We start from the raw sequence: 19,080 nt of genomic DNA on the forward strand, positions 1-19,080 counted from the left end.
CGCTCAGTCGGTGCCGTGCCGCCCGCGCGACGCCTTCTCGTAGTCGCGCCGCGACTTGGTGTCGGAGGCGTAGGTCGCGTACCCCCCGTAGCCGTAGCCGTACATCACGGCGCCGGCACGGCCCTTGGGCGCGAGGTTGAGCACGACGCCGAGCACCCGCCCGCCGACCTGGCCCATCATCCGGGCGGCCAGGCGGGCCTGCTCGCGATGGGTCTTGCCGACGGCGAACACGAACAGGGCCCCGTCGCACGAGGCGGACAGCACCCCGGCGTCGGTGACGGGCAGCAGCGGCGGGGCGTCGAGGATGACGATGTTGTCGACGCTGAGCTCGCGCACCAGGTCGTGCATCCGGGCCGAGCCCAGCAGCTCGCTGGGGTTCGGCGGGGTGCGACCCGAGGTGATGAGGCGGACGTTGGGCTGGTCGGTGGCCTGGAGCGCGTCGACCAGCGAGACCTGGTCGGTGAGGACGTGGGAGAGGCCGATGGTGTTCTCGCGGTCGAAGACCTTCGCCAGGGTGGGGCGCCGCAGGTCGGCGTCCACGATGACCACGCTCTGCCCCGACTGGCCGAGGACCCGCGCCAGGGTGGCCGACACCGTCGACTTGCCCTCGCCCGCGTTGGCGCTCGTGACCACGATGCTGCGGGGCGGGTCGTCGACCCCGACGAAGCGCAGGTTGGTGCGGATCTGCCGGAACGACTCGGCCGAGGCGCCCAGCGCGTCGAGGCGGCCGCGACCGCGCGCGGCCCGCAGCTCGGGGGTGACCGGGACGACGCCGAGCACGCTGGCCCCGGTCTCCTTCTCGACGTCCTCGGCGCTGCGGACGCGGGTGTCGAGCTGGCGGCGGACGAAGATCAGCGCGTAGGCCAGGAACAGCCCGCCCACGAGCCCGACGAGGGTGTTGCGCCGCGGGTCGGGCGCGATCTTGGTGCCCGGCAGGGCCGACTCGATGGGCACGATCGTGACGCTGGCGGCGCCCCGGCCCGAGCCTGCGGTCTCGATGCGGTTGGCCTCCTCGGCGGTGGCCTTGATGACCGCGTCGGCCAGGACCCTCGCCTCCTCGGGGCTCGGCGCGGTGGCGGTGACCTTGAGGATCACCGAGTCCGGCGCGACGCTGGCCGTGACGCGCGAGGCGACGCTGGCGGGCGAGGCCTTGACGCCCGTCGCCTCGATGGCCCGCTGCGCGACCGCGCGGCTCGTGACCAGCGGCAGGTAGGAGTCGGCCTTGGAGCCGCTGAGGGCGTTGGCGGCGATGCCCTCGCCGGTGCTGCTGCCCGCCGCCGTCACGCGCACGTAGCCGCTGGCGTCCGCCTGGTAGACCTGCGGGAGGCGGGTCGTCAGCCCGAACGCCGCCGCTCCCCCGAGCAGGGTGAGCAGGACGAGCGACAGCAGGTGGGTCCGGCTGAGGCGGACGAAGTCGAGCAGGGTCACGCGGGATCCTCGGGCTGGCCGCAGCAGGGGTGCGTTCGCGGGGTGCCCCGATGGTACCCACGGCAGCCGGGAGCAGAGCCCGAGGCCGACGACGCGTCGCCGACCACCGGGGGCGTGCCACGCGGCGCACCTACAGTGGCCTCGTGACCGAGGCCCTGGCCGTCCCCCTGGCGGTGCGCGTCGAGCTGGCGCACGCCGCGGTGCAGCGGCTGGCCGAGGGGGCGGGCGTCGACCTGCTGCACATCAAGGGCCCGGCCGTGGCGCCCGGCCTGCGCGGCCACACCGGCGCGAGCGCCGACGCCGACGTCCTGGTGCGCCCCGACGGCGTCGACCGGCTGATGGCCGCCCTCGTCGCGCACGGCTGGCGGCTCGAGACCGGCTTCGCGTCGGGGTCGGCCTTCGACCACGCCGCCAACCTCTACCACCCGGGATGGGGCCTGCTCGACGTCCACCGTCTCTACCCCGGGATGGGGCGCGACCCCGCGGCGGCCTTCGCCGCCCTCTGGGCCGAGCGGGGGACGACCGCGCTGGCCCACGTGCCCTGCCCCGTCCCGAGCCCCGTCGGGCAGTCGCTGGTGCTGCTGCTCCACGCCGCCCGGACCCGCGTCGGCGGGGAGCATCCCGACATCGCGCCCAACTGGACCGCCCGTTCCGAGGAGCACCGGCGGGCCGTGCGCGCCCTGGCCGAACGCACCGGCTCGACGGTGGCGCTCGCCGCCGCCACCGGCGCCCTCGACGAGCACCGCGGCACCCCCGAGGCCGCCCTGTGGGAGGTCTTCGCGCACGACGACGACCGCCTCGGCGAGTGGCGGGCCCGCTGGCGCAGCGCCCGCGGGCCGGCGGCCAAGGCCTCCGTGGCCGTCCGCTCGGTCGGGGTCAACCGCTACTACCTGCGCCAGCGCCTCGGCCACGAGCCCAGCCGGGCCGAGGTCGGCGCCGCGTTCGTCCGGCGGCTGCGGGTGGGCGCGCGGGCGCTCGCCGCCCGGGCCCGCCGCTCGCGCACCGGCGGGGCGGCGTGACCACCGGGCCGGTGCGGGTGGCCGCCAGCACCGGGTGGGTCGAGGCCGACGGGGTGGTCTACGTCGCGGCCCTGCCCGACGGGCCACCGCTGGTGCTCGACGGGCACGGAGCCGTGGTCTGGGGGGCGGTGGTGCCGGGCGGCTCGGTCGACGACGTCACCGCCCGGGTCGCCGCCGCGGTCGGGGAGTCAGTGGCGGTCGTCGGCCCCGACGTCGCCCGCTTCGTTGGTTCGCTGGTCGACGCGGGCGTCGTCACGCAGGGCTGACCCGAGCAGCGCCCCCACCAGGGCGCCCGCGGCGTTGCAGGCCACATCGAGCAGGCTGGCCTCCCGGTGCAGTGCCGGCAGCAGCTGCGCGGTCTCGACCAGCGCGCTCACCCCGGCCAGGACCAGCACGGTCGGCAGGACCCGCCGCCGCAGCCCGGCCACCCCGAGGAGGCCGAGCGGCACGAAGGCGAGCACGTTGAGCCCGGTGGCGTAGACCTCGGGCGTCACCGACCGCGGGACGCCGCGGTCGAGGAAGAACAGGTAGACGTCCAGGACGACGCGGCGCACCGCCTCGCCGTCCGGCCACAGCAGCAGCGCCCCCAGGACCGGGGCGAGCAGCACCGCCGCCCCGAGCCCGAGCCGGCGCACCAGCCTCACCGCCGCATCAGGGCGGAGGCGAGGGTCTCCTGGAGCCAGGTCAGGAAGTCGTACAGCGCGAGCAGGTGCACCACCGGCTCGTCGTCGTCGAGGCGTTCGACCAGCTCCTCGAGCCGGTCCAGGTCCTCGTCGGTGCGCAGCCCGAGGCGTTCCCCGAGGACCAGCCGCACGTCGGTCAGCGCGGTCACGAAGGCCACCGCCTGGCCCTCGTCGAGGCTCACGGTGTCGCCCGCCTCCCGCAGCACCGCCACCGAGGCCGTCAGGGCGGCGGCCTTGCGGTGGCGCAGCCCCCCCTCGGTGAGGCGGCGGAACTCGGTGGCCGCCTCGTCGTCCTCACGGTGACCCGTGGGCAGCAGCCGGTCGAGGGCGGGGTCGCGATCGGCCGGCTCGCCGCTCGCCGCGGCGTCGGCCCGCTCGCCGGGGGCGCGTGCCAGGCCCATCCCCGCCACGATCGCGTCGAACCCGTCGTCGACGTCACCCGCGCGCGTGCCGGTCACGCCGGCGCCGCCGCCCGCGCCGTCCGGCTCCGGCGGTGCCAGCAGGTCGGCGACCTGACCCATCAGGGTCGCGACCAGCTCGCGCTCGCCGGCGTCGAGGGTGGCGACGTAGCGCCGCTGGTCGCCACGGCCGGCCCGGCGGAAGGCGCGGGCCATCAGGTGTCCTTCTGGAACGTCGCCCACAGGCCGTAGCCGTGCAGGGCCTCGGTGTCGGCCTCCATGGCCTCCCGAGGACCGTTGGCCACGACGGCCCGACCCTCGGTGTGCACCTGCATCATCAGCTTCTCGGCCTTGGCGCGGTCGTAGCCGTAGTGCTGCTGGAGGACGAAGGTCACGTACGACATCAGGTTCACCGGGTCGTTCCACACGAGGGTCACCCAGGGGACGTCCGGATCCACGTCCCCCTCGGGGGTCACGACCTTCTCGGTCATGGGGGCGAGCGACACGACCCCAGGATAGGAGGGCCGCCGGGGTCACCCGTGACCATCGGGCCGCGCGCGGGCTCCGCGCCGCCCGTCGAGCGGCTGCGGCTCAGCCCCGGCCGCGGTTCCAGGAGCCGGCGTACATCCCGTCGTCGACCGCCCGGCCACCCTCCCCCAGCTCGAGCGGGCGGAAGGTGTCGACCATCACGGCCAGCTCGTCGAAGGACTCGGCGCCGATCGAGGCCTCGGACGCCCCGGGCTGCGGCCCGTGGGCGTGGCCGCCCGGATGCACCGACACCGACCCCTTGCCGATGCCGGAGCCCTTGCGCGCCTCGTAGTCGCCGTCGACGTAGAACATGATCTCGTCGCTGTCGACGTTGGAGTGGTAGTACGGCACCGGGATGGCCAGGGGGTGGTAGTCGACCTTGCGCGGCACGAAGTTGCAGATGACGAAGTTCCAGCCCTCGAACACCTGGTGCACCGGCGGCGGCTGGTGCACGCGCCCGGTGATCGGCTCGAAGTCGCTGATGTGGAAGGCGTACGGGTAGAGGCAGCCGTCCCAGCCCACGACGTCCAGCGGGTGGAAGGGCAGCTCGTGCACGGTGCCGACGATGCCGCTCGGGCCGTTGCCCCGGTGCTTGAGGTAGACCTCGGAGGCGTCGCCGGCCTTCTCGCCCACGTCCTCGGCCAGCAGCGGGCCCTGCGGCGTGCGCAGGTCGCGCTCGCAGTAGGGGGCGTGCTCGAGGAGCTGGCCGTACCGGCTGAGGTAGCGCTTGGGCGGCGCGATGTGGCTGTTGGCCTCGATGCAGTAGGCCCGCAGCGGGTTCTTCGTCGAGCGCTGCGGCAGCCAGCGGTGGGTCGTGGCCCGCGGGATGACGAGATAGTCGCCCTCCCGCACGTCGAAGGCGCCGAAGACGGTCTCGACCCGGGCCGCGCCGCGCTCGACGTAGACGCACTCGTCGCCGATGCCGTTGCGGTACCAGGGGCTCGGGGCACCGGCCACGACGTACGAGATGCGCACGTCGCCGTTGCCCAGCACGAGGCGGCGACCGGTGACGACGTCGGTGTCCTTGACGTCCTTCGGGGCGAACAGGTCGTGCAGCCTCAGGTGCCGCGGCTGGAGCGGGTGGTTCGGGGTCGTCGACAGGTCGCGGATGGGCCAGTCGCGGGCGGCGGCGATGGTCGAGGGGATGTTGCGGTGGTAGAGCAGGCTCGAGTCCGAGCTGAAGCCCTCCTCGCCCATGAGCTCCTCGTAGTAGAGCTCGCCCCGCCTCCCGCGCCCGGCGGGGCGGCGGTGCTGGGTGTGCCGCTTCGGGGGGATGCTGCCCATCGCCTGGTAGTGCGCCACGGTTCTCGTCCACCTCGCTGTGGGGTTCGGGCCGGCTGTCACCGCCACCCTAGGGCGGCCCGACGCCGCTCGGCACCCCCGGGACACCGACGGGGTCAGGGTGGTCACCGTGTCCGGTGAACACCGCCGGATGTCGCACAACCTGCCCACCCGCGGCCCGGGACCACCCGTCCGCCCGCCCCTCTCGGATGCTCCGGGTGGGGGAGCATCCGAGAGCAAGGGCACCCCGGTGGTCCGGCGCCGCTCCCCCCTGGGGAGCATCCGAGAGTGGTCGGCAGCACCCCCAGGTCCCGCGCCGCCCCTCTCCCCCCGGCGGTGGACCCGGCGCCCGCACCGGGAGAGAATGGCGGCAGCGACCCCGAGGAGGCTCCATGACGGCGGCGACGCCAGGAGGACGGTGATGGGCGGGCGCACCTTCCCGTTCGTCCTGCACGTCGACCTCGACCAGTTCATCGCGGCCGTCGAGGTGCTGCGCCGGCCCGAGCTCGCCGGCCGCGAGGTGGTCGTCGGCGGGCGGGGGGACCCCACCGAGCGGGCCGTCGTCTCGACCGCCAGCTACCCGGCCCGCGAGCGAGGCGTCCGTTCCGGGATGCCGCTGCGGGTCGCCGCTCGGAAGGCGCCCGACGCGGTGTTCCTCCCCGTCGACGGCCCGCACTACCTCGCGGCGTCCGAGGAGGTCTTCGCCGCGATCCGCGACCTCGGGCTCGTCGTCGAGGTGCTCGGCTGGGACGAGGGGTTCGTGGGCGCCGAGACCGACGACCCCGAGTCGCTGGCCCACGCCATCCAGGGCGCAGTCCTCGAGCGCACCCGCCTGCACTGCTCGGTCGGGGTGGGCGACAACCGGGTCCGCGCCAAGATCGCCACCGACTTCGGCAAGCCGCAGGGCGTCTACCGGCTCACCGCCGCGAACTGGCGCGAGGTGATGGGCGCCCGCCCCACCGCAGCGCTGTGGGGCGTCGGCTCGCGGGTCTCGGCCCGGCTCGAGAAGCACGGCATCCGCACCGTCGACGAGCTCGCAGCCGCCGACCCGGCCCTGCTGCTCACCGAGTTCGGGCCGCGGATGGGCGCCTGGTACGGATCCCTCGGCCGCGGCGAGGGCAGCGCCGAGGTCGACGACACCCCGTGGGTCGCTCGCGGGCACAGCCGCGAGACCACCTACCAGCAGAACCTCGCCGGCGCCGACGAGGTGCGCGACGCGGTGCGCGTCCTCACCGACCAGGTGCTCCAGGACGTGCGCCGCGAGGGGCGCCCGGTGGTGCGGGTCGGGCTCAAGGTCCGCTACGCGCCGTTCTTCACCGTCAACCGCAGCCGCAAGCTCCGGGCCGCCACGTCCGACGCGGAGCCCGTGCACGAGACGGTGCAGGCCCTGCTGGCCGACCACCTCGAGGAGGGCCGCGAGGTCCGTCTGCTCGGCGTCCGGGCGGAGATGACGATGCCCGACGACGGCGACGACATCGAGCGCACCCCGGTCCGGGGCCGCGTCTGAGCGCCCGGCCGGGCGTCGGCGCGTCGGCTCAGTCCTCCCGCGCGCTCGGGCCCGGGTCCTCGACGTCGGGCACCCGGGCGTTCGGGCCGGCGGGGCCCTCCTGGACCTCGCCCGACTCGCCGTCGGGCTGCCCCGCCACCGCCTGGTCGTCGCTGATCGGGGTGTCGGCCTCGCTCTCGGGCATCTGCTGGACCTCGGACACCTGGCCCTCGGACACCTCGCCCTCGTCTGCACTCATGCCCCGACGCTAGCCGCACCACCGGGCGACAGCGCCCCCAGGACCCGCCGCGGCACCGGCCGGTCCACCCCGGGCCGCCTGCGCGCTACGTTGGCTCCATGCCGACGACGACGCCGCTCCTCCGCGCGCTGGTCGACGACGCCGCCGTGTTCCCGCCCGGCAACAGCCCGCTCGCCGGCGCTGTCACGGCCCACGCCCGCCATCGGGCCGCCCCCTACGCCGGTGCGGTCGGCCCCCTGCTCGTCCCCGCCGCGTCCGCGGACGACCTGCTCCGCGTCCTGGACGAGGGGCGCTGGGCGCGCGACGAGGCACTGGCCGTGGCGGTCGTCGCCCGCCCCGGCGTCGACGTCCGGATCCTGCGCGGCGCCCTCGACCGGCTCGTGGCCGACCCCCGCGTCCACGTGGCTGGGGCGGAGCTGGGGTGGTACCCCGGGTGGTACGACGACCTCGCCGGCGACCTGCCACTCGCCGTCGAGCTGCCGCGCGGCCCCGGCGCCGACCACGCCTTCGCGCAGGTCCGCGCCGCCCACCGCGAGGGCCGGCCGGTCGTCCTGAAGTTCCGCACCGGCCCGACGCCCACCTGGCCCTGGCCCGACGAGGACGAGCTGGCGTCCTTCCTCCGCCGGGTGGCGGTCGAGGTCCCGTTCAAGCTGACCGGCGGCCTGCACCACGCGGTCCGGGGCAGCCACCCGGTCGCCGGCGTCGCGCAGGAGAACCACGGCGTCCTCAACGTGCTGGTGGCCACCGCCGCGGCCCTCGACGCGGGCTCCCCGGAGGAGGTCCGCGGCCTGCTCGCCGTGCGCGACGGCGGGGCCCTGGCCGAGCTGGTCGGCGCCTGGACCCCCGACACCACCGCACGGGTGCGGGCCGCCTTCACCGCCTACGGCTGCTGCACCGTCACCGACCCCCTCGGCGAGCTCGCCGCCCTCGGCCTGCCCGCGCAGGAACACTGACCCGCTCGCGACCCCGCACCGCGCCCGACACCCCGTCACCGGAAGGACCGCCATGACCTGGCTCGACCTGCCCGCCGACCACCCCTTCGGCCTGCACAACCTGCCCTACGGCGTGTTCTCGGTGGCCGACGAGGGCGACGACGCCGTGCGCCGCGTGGGGGTGCGCGTCGGCGACCACGTCCTCGACCTCGCCGCGTGCGCCGAGCAGGCGGGGATGGAGTCGGCCGCGGTCTGGCGCGGCGGCAGCCTCGACGCGTTCCTCGCCGAGGGGCGCCCCGCCTGGGCCGCGGCCCGCGCCTGGCTCACCGGGCACCTCTCGAACGAGGAGTACCGCGACTGCGTCGAGGCCCACCTGGTGCCGGTGGGCGACGTGCGGATGCACCTGCCGTTCTCGGTCGCCGACTACGTCGACTTCTACGCGAGCGAGCACCACGCGAGCAACGTGGGCCGCATCTTCCGCCCCGACTCCGAGCCGCTCACGCCCAACTGGAAGCACCTGCCGATCGGCTACCACGGGCGCGCCGGCACCGTGGTGGTCTCGGGCACCGACATCGTGCGGCCCAGCGGCCAGCGCAAGCCCCCGACCGAGCCGGTCCCGACCTTCGGCCCCAGCCTGCGGCTCGACATCGAGGCCGAGCTGGGCTTCGTCGTGGGCGGCGCGACGCGGCTCGGCGAGCGGGTCGCCCTCGAGGACGCCGACGAGCACCTGTTCGGCGTCGTGCTCCTCAACGACTGGTCGGCGCGCGACATCCAGGCCTGGGAGTACGTGCCGCTCGGCCCGTTCCTCGGCAAGTCCTTCGCCACCAGCATCAGCCCGTGGGTCGTGACCACTGACGCCCTACGCGCCGCACGGGTCCCGCTGCCCGGCCAGGACCCCGAGCCCCTCCCGTACCTGCGCGGCAGTGGCGACGGGGCCGGCACCGCCTACGGGCTGGACGTCCACGTCGAGGTCGAGTGGAACGGCACCGTGGTCTCGCGCCCCGAGTTCCGCGACATGTACTGGTCGCCCGCGCAGATGCTCGCGCACCTGAGCGTCAACGGCGCCACCGTGCGCCCGGGCGACCTGTTCGGCTCCGGCACCATCAGCGGGCCCCACCGCGGCACCCGGGGCTGCTTCCTCGAGCTGTCGTGGAGTGGCCAGGAGCCGGTCACGCTCGACGACGGCGGCACCCGCACCTTCCTCGAGGACGGCGACACCGTCGTGCTGCGCGCCACGGCACCCGGGGCCGACGGCACCGTCGTGGGCTTCGGCGAGTGCGTGGGCACCGTCCGCCCGGCCCGCTGAGCCGCCTCCCCGCCGGGTCGGGTCAGCGCTTGAGGACGACCACGGTGTCGGCCACCTTGTCGTGCAGCGCCTGGCGCTTGGGGTCCCACAGCAGCCAGGCCGGGTCGAGCACCGACAGCACGACGCCGAGGAGCCCGAGCACGGCGTTGAGACCGAGCAGCGAGGTGGCGATGGTGATGGCCTGGCGGCGCAGGGCCACCGCGGCCGAGATGCGCCCCGGGGCCTGGACCGGCCGCACCACGGTGCCCAGCAGCATCTTCCCCGGCGTCGCGGAGCGCCACACCAGGAAGCCGATCTCGTAGACCAGGCCCACGATCAGGCTGATCAGCGTGATCGGTACGGTGGCCTGCTCCAGGGCCGCCTGGAAGGCCGACTGGTCGGGCGTCCGGCCGGCGACGGCGTCCGCCACCAGGGTGTCGAACGCGTCGAGGAGCGGGCCGAGGAACGGCAGCGACAGCAGCGCCGCGACCAGGCTCGTGACGAAGGCGTCGACGACCCGGGCGAGCAGGCGGCGCCACCAGGGGGCCAGCACGTCGCCGTCGTGGCGCGCGACGCCGGGCTGCTGCCAGGCACCGGCGGGCGCGCCCGCCCAGCCCTGCGGCGGGCCGCCGGCAGCCGGACCCGGACCGGCCTGGGGCGGGTGCTGCCACGCGCCCCGGTCGGTCCCGACGGGCACGTCGATGCTGCGCCCGATGGTCGAGGACGCGGCGGTGGCCGACATCCGGGGAGTCGTGTGCGCGGTCCAGACGACCCCGTCGAAGTAGCGGAGCTGCTCGGGCACGTCCGGGTCGTCGTACCACCCGGCGGCGGTGGGGGTCGTCATGGCCCCAGGGTCTCACGGCGGCCGAGCCCCCCGTCGGCGCCGGCGTGGTTCCGGGCGTTGACGCCGGCCGGGCCGGGGCGGACCATGCAGGGATGGCGACGCTCCTCGGCCGGCACCTCATGGGCCTCGTGGACACCCTGCGGATCGAGCCCACGGCTCGGCGGGTCCGGGCGGCGCTGGACGGCCACCCGGTCCTCGACACGACCGACGCCTTCCTGGTCTGGGAGCCGCGCCGGGTCGTGCCGATGTACGCCGTCCCGCCGGCCGACATCGCCGCCGAGCTGGTCCCCACGACACCCGTCGACCCGCCCCCGTCCCTGCCGCCCGTGCTCGGACCGGTGAACTTCGCCTGGCACACCACCCCCGGGCAGGACCACGACCTCCTGGTCGCCGGCCGGACGCTCCCCCGGGTCGCGTTCACGCCCGCCGACCCCGACCTCGGCGGCCGGGTCGTGCTCGAGTGGGCGCCCTTCGCCTGGGTGGAGGAGGCCCAGCCCGTCACCGGTCATCCGCACGACCCGTTCAAGCGCATCGACGTGCTGCCCAGCGAGCGCCACGTCGTCGTCCGCCTCGGCGGGGTCACCCTGGCCGACACCCGCCGGGCGGTCGCCGTCCACGAGACCCACCTCCCGGTGCGGTGGTACGTCCCCCACGACGACGTCGTCACCGAGCTGCTGGTCGGCAGTCCCTCGACCTCGACGTGCGCCTACAAGGGGCACGCCATCTACGTGTCGCTGGCGCCGGGCTCCGTGCCGGGCGTCGCCGAGGGCGAGGGGGTCGACCTCGCGTGGACCTACACCCACCCCCTGGCAGAGGTGTCGGCCATCCGCGGGATGGTCTGCTTCTACGCCGAGCGGACCGACCTCGAGCTCGACGGGCTCGCCGTCCCCCGGCCGGTCACGCCCTGGTCGTCACCGGCCGACCAGGAGCGCTTCTGAGCGGGGGGCTCAGAGGTTGCCGCGCTTGTCCTGCTCGCGCTCGATCGACTCGAACAGGGCCTTGAAGTTGCCCTTGCCGAAGCCGAGCGAGCCGTGGCGCTCGATGATCTCGAAGAACACCGTGGGCCGGTCGCCGAGCGGGCGGGTGAAGATCTGGAGCAGGTAGCCGTCCTCGTCGCGGTCGACCAGGATCTTGCGCGACTGGAGCTCCTCGATGGGTACCCGGACCTCACCGATGCGGGCGCGCATCTCGGGGTCCTCGTAGTAGGCGTCGGGGGTGTCGAGGAACTCGACGCCCTCCTTGCGCAGCTCGTCGACGGTGCGCAGGATGTCGTTGGTCGCGAGCGCGAGGTGCTGGGCGCCCGGGCCGCCGTAGAACTCGAGGTACTCGTCGATCTGGCTCTTCTTCTTGGCGATGGCCGGCTCGTTGAGGGGGAACTTCACCCGGTGGTTGCCGTTGGCGACGACCTTGCTCATCAGCGCGGAGTAGTCGGTGGCGATGTCGTCACCGATGAACTCGGCCATGTTCACGAACCCCATGACGCGGTTGTAGAACGTGACCCACTCGTCCATCTTCCCGAGCTCGACGTTGCCGACGATGTGGTCGAGCGCCTGGAAGAGGCGCTTGGGGGCGCCCTCGCGCTTGACGAAGGTCGACGAGGCCGGCTGGTAGCCGGGCAGGTAGGGGCCGTCGTAGGTGACGCCGTCGACGACCCGCTGCACCAGGCTGTGGCGGGTCTCGCCGTAGGTCGCGATGGCGGCCACCCGCACGGTCCCGTGCTCGTCGGTGAGGTTCTCGGGCTCCTGCACCACGGTGGCACCGGCGCGGCGGGCCTGCTCGATGCAGACGTCGACGTCGGGGACCTCGAGGGAGATGTCGACGACGCCGTCGCCGTGCTTCGCGTGGTGCGTGACGAGCGGGCTGTCGGGGGTGACCGCGCCCTTGACGACGAAGCGGATCGAGCCCGACCTCAGCACGTACGCCTTGTGGTCGCGCACGCCGTTCTCGGGGCCGCTGTAGGCGACGAGCTCCATGCCCCACGCGCTCTGGTAGTAGTGCGCGGTCTGGGTCGCGTTGCCGACGACGAACACGATGGCGTCCCAGCCGGTGACCGGGAACGGGTCGGTGCTCTCGTCGTAGTCGACCAGACCCACCAGCTGCTTGAGCTGCTCGAGGTCGAGGTTCGCCTCGCGCTCGGTGGCGGTGAGGTCGATGCGGCTGCCGGACGTCGTCGTGTCGGTCATCCGGCCACTGTCGCGACCCCGGGCGCCCTGTGCAACCACACCATTCCCCGGTGGTCACGCTGCGCACGGTGTTGCCTGCGAGGGCATCCGCACCGGACAATGTGCTCATGGCACGACACGACGGAGTGGACGACCTCGACGCCCGGATCATCCGGCTGTACACCGACGACCCGCACATCGGGGTGCTCGGCGCCTCGCGCACCCTGGGGGTGGCGCGGGGCACGGTGCAGGCCCGCCTCGACCGGCTCCAGACGCGCGGGGTCATCCGCTCGTTCGCGCCGCAGGTCGACGCCCAGGCCCTCGGCTACCCGGTCACGGCGTTCTGCACCCTCGAGATCAGCCAGCGCCAGGGCCACGGGCCGGTGGTGGCGCACCTGTCGGCCATCCCCGAGGTCCTCGAGATCCACTCCATCACCGGGGTCGGCGACCTCGTCGTGCGGGTGGCGGCCCGCGACAACGCCGACCTCGGCCGGGTGATCGACGAGATCATCGACGACACCCACGTGCTGCGCGCCAACACCGCGATCTGCCTGGTCACCCACCTCGAGTACCGCACCGGCCCCCTGGTCGACGCCGCCGCGGCCGCCACCGCCGACTGACCGCCGCCCCCGTCCCACGTTCTCGCCCCACGCGGGAACCTTCAGCAAGGCACCGGAACCGTAGGGGTGCTTCCCTGAAGGTTCCGGTGCCTTGGCGTGGTGCGGCAGCTGCGGCTCAGGCCTGGACGACCACCGTGGTGCCCGCCGCGGTCAGCTTCCAGTCGAGCGAGAAGAACGTCGGCGGGTCGATGACCTGGTGGGCGGTGACCCAGTCGATCAGCAGCTGGCGGATCTCGACCTGCCGGTTGTAGACCACCGGCGCGGTCTTGACGTGCGGGAAGCCACCCCCGCCGCTCTGGCGGTAGTTGTTGATGGCGACGACGAACTGCTGGGCCGGGTCGATGGCCGCCCCGGCGTACTGCAGGTCCGTGATGCGCGACCCCGGCGCCTTCGTGATGTCGATGTCGTAGGTGAGCCGCGCGTCGAGCCCGCCCATGATGTCGTAGTTGTAGTCGGGCGTGCCGTTCGGCGCGTTCGGGGTCACGGCACGGGTCACCTGGTCAGGGGTGAACGGCCCCGCGTTCGTGACCTGCTTGAAGTACGTCGCCGAGGTCTCGAGGTAGTCCTTGACCTGCGCCCCGGTGAGGGTGACGGCCAGCAGGGTGTTGTCGTAGATGTACAGGCCCGCGACGTCACGCACCGTCACCTGGCCCTGGGGGATCTTGGCCTCCGCGTTGAACGGCGCCGCGATCGAGAGCACCGGCAGCCCGGCCTGCGGGGTGCCGGCGAGGGCGTCCTTGACGGCCTGGGCCTGGACCAGGTTGATGAAGTCCATCGCCGCGGTGTCCTGGTAGCGGGAGGTCGCGGCCGACATCGCCTCGGTGCAGGTGCCGACGACGCCGTTGACGTACGCGAGGACCTTCTCGTGGGCGGGCCGCACCAGGGCCGCGATCTCGGCGTCCTCGGGCACGGTGTTGGCGTTGAGCAGCGTGGCCTGCGAGTGCTTGACCCGCCAGCCGCGACCGTCGCGCACGAGGTCGAGATCCATGACGGTGACCCGCATGCCCCAGTAGAGCGGCTCGCTGAGCAGCACCGGCCGGCCGGTGACCTTGTTCGTGACGATCTTCTGCGGGATCTCCACGTGGGCGTGCCCGACGAGGATCGCGTCGATGTCGGCGACCTCCTCGGCCAGCTGGGTGCTGGCGTTCTCGGGGAACGGCAGCGCGTCGCCGTAGCTCGACGAGGGCGTGGCACCCGAGTGGCACGAGACCACGACCACGTCGGCGCCGGCCGCCTTCATCCGCGGCACCATGACCTTCGCCTGCTCGACGATGCCCGGGAAGCGCACCTTCCCCTCCACGTTCGCGGCGTCCCAGATGGCCACCCCCGGCGTCACCAGGCCGAGGATGCCGACGGTGACCGTGCCACTGGGGAGGCCGATGCGCTTCAGGACGTACGGGGTGAAGACCGGCTCACCGGTGGTCCAGTCGACCGAGTTGGCCGACAGCAGCGGGTGCTCGCACTGGTCCTCGAAGGCCCGCAGCGTGTCGAGGCCGTAGTTGTACTCGTGGTTGCCCAGCGCCGCGGCGTCGTAGCCGAGCGCGTTCATGGCGGTGGCCATCGGGTGGGTGGCGCCCTGCGTGATCGGCTCGACCTTGGCGTAGTAGTACGCGAGGGGTGTGCCCTGGATGGTGTCGCCGGCGTCGAGGGTGATGCAGGTGTCGGCGCCGCGCTCGGCGCGCACGGCCTTGACCAGCGTCGCCGCCTTGGCGACACCGATCTGGTTGCCCTTGGCGTCGCTGTAGGCGGCGTTGTTGAAGTAGTTCCAGTTGTAGACGTTGCCGTGCAGGTCGGTGGTGCCGAGCACGGTCACGCGGAACGGCCGCTCGGGCCCGCGGCGCCCGGAGGTAGCGGCCTGGGCCGAGGGGGCGGAGACGATCGCGGCCCCGCCGACCATGGCCATGGTGAGGAGCTGGCGGCGGGAGGCGCTGGAGAGAGTGGATTCAGTCACGGGTGGGGACCCTAGCCCGGCCCGGACGCCCGTGGGTGTCCGCGTGACGGCGGGATGGTGTCCGTCGGGTGTCGCCCCGTCAGCGGCGGCCGACGAACCACCGGCGGATGCGTTCGATCCGCTCGGTCACCTGCTCGCCGGTGGCCGAGGCGAGCTCGGGACCCCCGCACGCCCGCCGCAGGTCCAGGTGGATGGTCGCGTGGGCGGTGCCGGTCTTGCTCGAGTACGCCGCCACGAGCTTGTTGAGCTCCTTGCGCTGCGAGGCCAGCGCGCGGTGGGCGGCGACCGGGCTGGGCCCGGCGACCGGCTCGGGGCGGGTGCGCCCGCCGCGGGCCTGCTTGGTCTGGCGCTCGTTGAGCAGGTGGGCCACCTGGTCGGGCTCGAGCAGGCCGGGGAGCCCGAGGTAGTCCTGCTCCTCCTCCGAGCCGGCTTCGGCGTGCAGCCCGTACTGCTTGGCGTCGAAGAGCACGTGGTCGAAGTGCGCGTCGGACTCGAGCGCCTCGAAGCGCGACTCGTCCTCGAGCCCGAGGGTGCGCTCGGTGCGGTTGGCGGCCGCGAGCATCCCCTCCTCCTCGGCCCAGATGGAGGCCTCGGACTCGGCGTCGGTGCGCCGGTCGAGGGCGTGGTCGCGCTCCTCCTCCATCGAGGCCGCGAGCTGCAGGATGAGCGGCACCGACGGCAGGAACACCGAGGCCGTCTCGCCCCGGCGCCGGGCCCGCACGAAGCGGCCGACGGCCTGGGCGAAGAACAGCGGCGTCGAGGTCGACGTGGCGTAGACGCCGACGGCCAGCCGCGGCACGTCGACGCCCTCGCTGACCATCCGCACGGCCACCATCCAGCGCGAGTCGTCGGCGGCGAAGCGCTCGATGCCCGCGCTGGCGCCCGCGTCGTCCGAGAGCACCACGGTGGCCGGCTGCCCGGTGATGGCCAGGAGGATCTTGGCGTAGGCGCGGGCGGCGGTGCGGTTGGAGGCGATGACCAGGCCCCCGGCGTCCGGCACGTGGCGGCGGACCTCCGAGAGGCGCTTGTCGGCGGCCGCGAGCACCGAGGGGACCCACTCGCCCTTGGGGTCGAGCGCGGTGCGCCAGGCGTGCGCGGTCTGGTCGCGGGTCAGCGGCTCACCGAGGCGGGCCGCGATCTCGTCGCCGGCCTTCGTGCGCCAGCGCATCGCCCCGCCGTAGGCCAGGAACAGCACCGGCCGCACGACGCCGTCGCGCAGGGCGGCGGCGTACCCGTAGGTGTAGTCGGACGCCGAGCGCAGGACGCCCGCCTGGTCCATCTCGTAGCGCACGAACGGGATGGGGTTGGTGTCGGAGCGGAAGGGAGTGCCGGTGAGCGAGAGCCGGCGGGTGGCGGGGGTGAACGCGTCGCGGATGCCGTCACCCCACGAGCGGGCGTCGCCGCCGTGGTGGATCTCGTCGAGGATGACCAGGGTGGGCGTGGCCTCGGTGCGCCGGCGGTGCAGCCCGGGGTTGGCGGCCACCTGGGCGTAGGTGAGCGCGACGCCGTCGTACTCGCTGCTCTGCACCCCGGTGGAGTTCGAGAAGGACGGGTTCAGCTGGATGCCCACGCGTCCCGCGGCGTCGGCCCACTGGGTCTTGAGGTGCTCGGTGGGGGCCACGACCGTGATGGCGCGCACGAGGCCACGCTCGAGCAGCTCGGTGGCGATCCGCAGGGCGTAGGTGGTCTTGCCCGCGCCCGGGGTCGCGACCGCCAGGAAGTCCTTGGTCTCGCTCCGCAGGTAGGCCTCGAGGGCCTCCTCCTGCCAGGCGCGCAGCTTGGCGGCGGTACCCCACGCGGCCCGCCCGGGGAAGGCGGGGGGCAGGTGTCCGGCGGCAGAGGTACTCATGGGCGTCGGCCACGATAACCGCCCACCCGACGACATGCCGAAGGCCCCGGCGAACTCGTCGGGGCCCTCGGTCTGTGCTAGCGGAGGATGTCCTGCGGCGACGTCTGGGTCAGGCGGCGCGGTAGGTCAGCCACGAGGCCTGCATCCGCGAGACCTGGCCCGTCGTGAACCGGTTCATGCACGCGTCGTCGGTGTAGTCCATGAAGTTCGTGATCGGGTCGGTGCCCGGCTTGGACGCGCACGAGTCGCGCCCGGTCGGGCATCCGTAGGCCGGCGACGCCTCGGCGTTGGTGTCGTCGACGTAGTCGCCGTTGCCGTTACAGCCGCCCTGGAAGGTGTGGTAGAGCCCGAGCCAGTGGCCGATCTCGTGGGTCGCGGTGTCGCCCAGGTTGTACGGCGCGGCGCTGCCGCCGGGCAGGCTCTCGTCGAGCATCACGACGCCGTCCATCGGGTCGACGGTCGACTTCGGGAAGGTGGCCCAGCCGAGCAGGCCGCCGCCGAGGTCGGCGGTGTAGAGGTTGAGGTCCCCCTTGCCGCCGACGTGCAGGGCGTTCTTCATCTGCTTCTCGGCGGTGCTGCCGTTGGTGATGCCGTTGTACCAGGTCGGGTTGTTCGTGTAGTCGGTGCTCACCGTCTGGAACGAGAAGCCGGAGCCCGAGTACGCGGCGTTGAGGACGCTGATCTGGCCCGCGAGCTTGGAGCCCGTGAGGTTGCCCTGGGCGCCGTCGGTGATGACGTGCCAGTGCACCGGGACCACCGCGGGCTGGAAGGTGCCCCCTCCCCCGCCGGGCTTGCCCTTCTGGGTGGCGCCGCCCCGGGTGGTGGTCACGCCCCGCGCGGCCATGTCGCGCACGAGCTGGGCGTTCATCGAGGCCGCCTTGGCGTCGCTGAGCTCGTGCGGGTCGAAGCGGGTGGGGCCGGTGGCGTGGCGGCCGCCGACCTCGTCGGTGTGGGTCTCGCAGGTGGCGGCGACGGTGTCGACGCCGGCCATCGGCCGGGCCGAGGCCGAGGTCAGCGGGAGGACCAGCCCTGCCGAGGCGAGGGCGAGCGCGGCGAGCGCGGAGAACGGGCGAAGGCGCATGACGACCTTTCGAGGATGTCGAGGCCGCGCCACCCCGGCACGGCATCTGGGCAACCTAGGCGCCACTCGTCCAGGCCCGACCCCGCTCGGCGTAAAGAACCGGTAAATGCTGCGCGCGCTCGGCCGCGGGGCGGCAGGGTCGTCAGCCCACGGGAACTACGGGCGCCGGGGGGTCCTCACGGGCGAGCGTGTCGAGATCACGGACGCAGAACCGGTGGTGGGCATGCTCCTCGTTCAGGACGGTGCCGAGGCACCGGCGCACCGTGCGGCCCCGGGCGTAGGGCGGCCAGCGGTCGTCGTCCGGCACCGGTGCGCTCGCCGCCAGTCGGTCGGGCGTGACGTCGGCGAGCCACGCCTCGACCTCGGCCGCCTGCCGCTCGCGGACGGCCAGCACCTCGCCGAGGCTCGGGCGCGGGGGCTCGACGGCATCCCCCAGCACCTGCTCCATGACGACCGGTGGCCCGAGGCCCAGGGTCGTGAACGGCTCGGTGAGCCCCAGCACGCAGCGCCGGAACCACGAGTCGTGCACGAACACCAGATGCCGCAGGGTCTGCACCATCGACCACTCGCCGCCGACGCCCCGGTGCTCGGTGCCCTCCGGCATCGCCCGCACCCGAGCCACGGTGCCGGCCCACTCCTCGCGCAGCAGCCGCCAGGCCCCGCGCAGGTCGTCGGGCTCGTCGGAGCGCAGCAGCAGGCGTACCGGATACCGGCGGTCGAGCTCGGCCTCGACGAACGCCATCACCTCGACGCCGTTGACGACGAGGCGGCCGACCTGGCCGTCGATGTCGGCGTCGTCCATCACCACCCCGACGAAGCGCGCTCGGGTCAGGTCGACCTCGCGGAACTCGGCGCCGGTGAGGTCCTCGTCCACGAAACGTCGCATGCGGACACGCTAGGACGCCGCACCCACAGGCAGTGGACCGCGCGCCGGGTCAGGACTTGTCGTCGCCGCCGTCCTGCGGGGCGCGCAGGCCCTGGTAGATCTCCTTGCAGGTGGGGCACACCGGGAACCTGTCGGGGTTGCGCCCGGGGATCCAGACCTTGCCGCACAGCGCCGTGACGGGCTCGCCGGTGACGGCGCTCTCGACGATCTTCTCCTTGCGCACGTAGTGCGCGAAACGCTCGTGGTCGCCGGGCTCGGCGACCTCGGGGACGGCCTCGGTGCGCTCGAGGACGGCGGTCTGCGTCTGCGGCCCGTCGGGGCCACCCGGCGCGCCCGGCGCCTCCTGCGGCTGCGGCATCGTCTCGCTCATGCCGAACACCCTACGCCG

At 73.9% G+C, this 19,080-nt stretch carries 20 protein-coding genes; 7 read left to right on the forward strand and 13 right to left on the reverse strand.

The window, feature by feature from the left end; genetic code table 11:
* Nucleotides 1–3: 3 nt before the first annotated feature.
* Entirely contained in the window at nucleotides 4–1,428 is a 1,425-nt protein-coding gene (locus ATL31_RS09565) for a tyrosine-protein kinase domain-containing protein (RefSeq protein ID WP_101395565.1), read from the reverse strand.
* A 143-nt stretch (nucleotides 1,429–1,571) separates the two neighbouring features.
* Between ATL31_RS09565 and ATL31_RS09570 the strand changes: the two genes are divergently transcribed.
* Entirely contained in the window at nucleotides 1,572–2,447 is an 876-nt protein-coding gene (locus ATL31_RS09570) for a nucleotidyltransferase family protein (protein ID WP_158239826.1), read from the forward strand.
* Entirely contained in the window at nucleotides 2,444–2,713 is a 270-nt protein-coding gene (locus ATL31_RS09575) for a PqqD family protein (protein WP_101395567.1), read from the forward strand. The genes ATL31_RS09570 and ATL31_RS09575 overlap by 4 nt, the downstream gene beginning before the upstream one ends.
* Here ATL31_RS09575 and ATL31_RS09580 read toward each other — a convergent pair.
* The 4 genes from ATL31_RS09580 to ATL31_RS09595 all read right to left on the reverse strand — a co-directional run bounded on the left by ATL31_RS09580 (nucleotide 2,636) and on the right by ATL31_RS09595 (nucleotide 5,358).
* Entirely contained in the window at nucleotides 2,636–3,091 is a 456-nt protein-coding gene (locus tag ATL31_RS09580) for a VanZ family protein (RefSeq protein WP_158239827.1), read from the reverse strand. The two genes, ATL31_RS09575 and ATL31_RS09580, sit on opposite strands and share 78 nt — an antisense overlap.
* Nucleotides 3,088–3,744 carry a DUF2017 family protein gene (locus tag ATL31_RS09585; protein ID WP_101395569.1) on the reverse strand — a complete coding sequence of 219 codons (657 nt, stop codon included), beginning with the start codon at nucleotides 3,742–3,744 and terminating at the stop codon, nucleotides 3,088–3,090. Before ATL31_RS09585 ends, ATL31_RS09580 begins: the two co-directional genes overlap by 4 nt.
* On the reverse strand, nucleotides 3,744–4,034 hold the full coding sequence (gene clpS, locus ATL31_RS09590) for an ATP-dependent Clp protease adapter ClpS (protein ID WP_425440327.1): 291 nt from the start codon (nucleotides 4,032–4,034) through the stop codon (nucleotides 3,744–3,746). The genes ATL31_RS09585 and clpS overlap by 1 nt, the downstream gene beginning before the upstream one ends.
* A gap of 85 nt (nucleotides 4,035–4,119) precedes the next feature.
* The gene (locus ATL31_RS09595) at nucleotides 4,120–5,358 is read right to left on the reverse strand and encodes a homogentisate 1,2-dioxygenase (protein WP_101395570.1); all 1,239 of its coding nucleotides are present in this window, start codon (nucleotides 5,356–5,358) and stop codon (nucleotides 4,120–4,122) included.
* Nucleotides 5,359–5,758: 400 nt separating this feature from the next.
* Between ATL31_RS09595 and ATL31_RS09600 the strand changes: the two genes are divergently transcribed.
* Complete coding sequence (locus ATL31_RS09600) at nucleotides 5,759–6,844, forward strand: DNA polymerase IV (RefSeq protein WP_101395571.1); 1,086 nt, start codon at nucleotides 5,759–5,761, stop codon at nucleotides 6,842–6,844.
* 28 nt (nucleotides 6,845–6,872) lie between these two features.
* Here the strand turns inward: ATL31_RS09600 and ATL31_RS09605 are convergent, their stop codons facing one another.
* The gene (locus tag ATL31_RS09605; protein WP_101395572.1) at nucleotides 6,873–7,082 is read right to left on the reverse strand and encodes a hypothetical protein; all 210 of its coding nucleotides are present in this window, start codon (nucleotides 7,080–7,082) and stop codon (nucleotides 6,873–6,875) included.
* Nucleotides 7,083–7,180: 98 nt separating this feature from the next.
* Here ATL31_RS09605 and ATL31_RS09610 point away from each other — a divergent pair, with 98 nt between their 5' ends.
* Together ATL31_RS09610 and fahA are read left to right on the forward strand one after the other, a co-directional pair.
* Nucleotides 7,181–8,035, forward strand: coding sequence for a hypothetical protein (locus ATL31_RS09610; protein ID WP_101395573.1), 855 nt, complete (start codon nucleotides 7,181–7,183; stop codon nucleotides 8,033–8,035).
* A gap of 52 nt (nucleotides 8,036–8,087) precedes the next feature.
* Nucleotides 8,088–9,320, forward strand: coding sequence for a fumarylacetoacetase (gene fahA / locus ATL31_RS09615; protein ID WP_101395574.1), 1,233 nt, complete (start codon nucleotides 8,088–8,090; stop codon nucleotides 9,318–9,320).
* 22 nt (nucleotides 9,321–9,342) lie between these two features.
* Here the strand turns inward: fahA and ATL31_RS09620 are convergent, their stop codons facing one another.
* Complete coding sequence (locus tag ATL31_RS09620) at nucleotides 9,343–10,143, reverse strand: RDD family protein (RefSeq protein WP_101395575.1); 801 nt, start codon at nucleotides 10,141–10,143, stop codon at nucleotides 9,343–9,345.
* 92 nt (nucleotides 10,144–10,235) lie between these two features.
* Here ATL31_RS09620 and ATL31_RS09625 point away from each other — a divergent pair, with 92 nt between their 5' ends.
* On the forward strand, nucleotides 10,236–11,081 hold the full coding sequence (locus ATL31_RS09625) for a DUF427 domain-containing protein (RefSeq protein ID WP_101395576.1): 846 nt from the start codon (nucleotides 10,236–10,238) through the stop codon (nucleotides 11,079–11,081).
* A 9-nt stretch (nucleotides 11,082–11,090) separates the two neighbouring features.
* Here the strand turns inward: ATL31_RS09625 and hppD are convergent, their stop codons facing one another.
* On the reverse strand, nucleotides 11,091–12,326 hold the full coding sequence (gene hppD, locus ATL31_RS09630; protein WP_101395577.1) for a 4-hydroxyphenylpyruvate dioxygenase: 1,236 nt from the start codon (nucleotides 12,324–12,326) through the stop codon (nucleotides 11,091–11,093).
* A 107-nt stretch (nucleotides 12,327–12,433) separates the two neighbouring features.
* On the opposite strand from hppD, the gene ATL31_RS09635 reads away from it, so the two are divergent.
* Nucleotides 12,434–12,925 (forward strand): Lrp/AsnC family transcriptional regulator, encoded by a 492-nt coding sequence (locus tag ATL31_RS09635; protein WP_101395578.1) that lies wholly within the window; start codon nucleotides 12,434–12,436, stop codon nucleotides 12,923–12,925.
* A 115-nt stretch (nucleotides 12,926–13,040) separates the two neighbouring features.
* Here the strand turns inward: ATL31_RS09635 and ATL31_RS09640 are convergent, their stop codons facing one another.
* The 5 genes from ATL31_RS09640 to ATL31_RS09660 all read right to left on the reverse strand — a co-directional run bounded on the left by ATL31_RS09640 (nucleotide 13,041) and on the right by ATL31_RS09660 (nucleotide 19,062).
* Nucleotides 13,041–14,876, reverse strand: a complete 1,836-nt coding sequence (locus ATL31_RS09640; RefSeq protein ID WP_245862201.1) for a bifunctional metallophosphatase/5'-nucleotidase — start codon at nucleotides 14,874–14,876, stop codon at nucleotides 13,041–13,043.
* Nucleotides 14,877–14,955: 79 nt separating this feature from the next.
* Complete coding sequence (locus ATL31_RS09645) at nucleotides 14,956–16,725, reverse strand: DEAD/DEAH box helicase (protein ID WP_101395580.1); 1,770 nt, start codon at nucleotides 16,723–16,725, stop codon at nucleotides 14,956–14,958.
* Between the two features lie 109 nt (nucleotides 16,726–16,834).
* Entirely contained in the window at nucleotides 16,835–17,806 is a 972-nt protein-coding gene (locus tag ATL31_RS09650) for a zinc metalloprotease (protein WP_101395581.1), read from the reverse strand.
* A gap of 142 nt (nucleotides 17,807–17,948) precedes the next feature.
* The gene (locus ATL31_RS09655) at nucleotides 17,949–18,692 is read right to left on the reverse strand and encodes a DinB family protein (protein ID WP_101395582.1); all 744 of its coding nucleotides are present in this window, start codon (nucleotides 18,690–18,692) and stop codon (nucleotides 17,949–17,951) included.
* 49 nt (nucleotides 18,693–18,741) lie between these two features.
* Nucleotides 18,742–19,062 (reverse strand): DUF3039 domain-containing protein, encoded by a 321-nt coding sequence (locus tag ATL31_RS09660; RefSeq protein WP_101395583.1) that lies wholly within the window; start codon nucleotides 19,060–19,062, stop codon nucleotides 18,742–18,744.
* Nucleotides 19,063–19,080: the final 18 nt, after the last annotated feature.

It is taken from the genome of Phycicoccus duodecadis, from assembly GCF_002846495.1.
GTDB lineage: Bacteria > Actinomycetota > Actinomycetes > Actinomycetales > Dermatophilaceae > Phycicoccus > Phycicoccus duodecadis.

Coding starts and splice junctions, on each gene's coding strand:
- ATL31_RS09585 (WP_101395569.1), bottom strand. CDS start 3,744: ATGGCCCGCGCCTTCCGCCGGGCCGGCCGTGGCGACCAGCGGCGCTAC.
- ATL31_RS09600 (WP_101395571.1), top strand. CDS start 5,759: ATGGGCGGGCGCACCTTCCCGTTCGTCCTGCACGTCGACCTCGACCAG.
- ATL31_RS09605 (WP_101395572.1), bottom strand. CDS start 7,082: ATGAGTGCAGACGAGGGCGAGGTGTCCGAGGGCCAGGTGTCCGAGGTC.
- ATL31_RS09610 (WP_101395573.1), top strand. CDS start 7,181: ATGCCGACGACGACGCCGCTCCTCCGCGCGCTGGTCGACGACGCCGCC.
- fahA (WP_101395574.1), top strand. CDS start 8,088: ATGACCTGGCTCGACCTGCCCGCCGACCACCCCTTCGGCCTGCACAAC.
- ATL31_RS09620 (WP_101395575.1), bottom strand. CDS start 10,143: ATGACGACCCCCACCGCCGCCGGGTGGTACGACGACCCGGACGTGCCC.
- ATL31_RS09625 (WP_101395576.1), top strand. CDS start 10,236: ATGGCGACGCTCCTCGGCCGGCACCTCATGGGCCTCGTGGACACCCTG.
- hppD (WP_101395577.1), bottom strand. CDS start 12,326: ATGACCGACACGACGACGTCCGGCAGCCGCATCGACCTCACCGCCACC.
- ATL31_RS09635 (WP_101395578.1), top strand. CDS start 12,434: ATGGCACGACACGACGGAGTGGACGACCTCGACGCCCGGATCATCCGG.
- ATL31_RS09645 (WP_101395580.1), bottom strand. CDS start 16,725: ATGAGTACCTCTGCCGCCGGACACCTGCCCCCCGCCTTCCCCGGGCGG.
- ATL31_RS09650 (WP_101395581.1), bottom strand. CDS start 17,806: ATGCGCCTTCGCCCGTTCTCCGCGCTCGCCGCGCTCGCCCTCGCCTCG.
- ATL31_RS09655 (WP_101395582.1), bottom strand. CDS start 18,692: ATGCGACGTTTCGTGGACGAGGACCTCACCGGCGCCGAGTTCCGCGAG.
- ATL31_RS09660 (WP_101395583.1), bottom strand. CDS start 19,062: ATGAGCGAGACGATGCCGCAGCCGCAGGAGGCGCCGGGCGCGCCGGGT.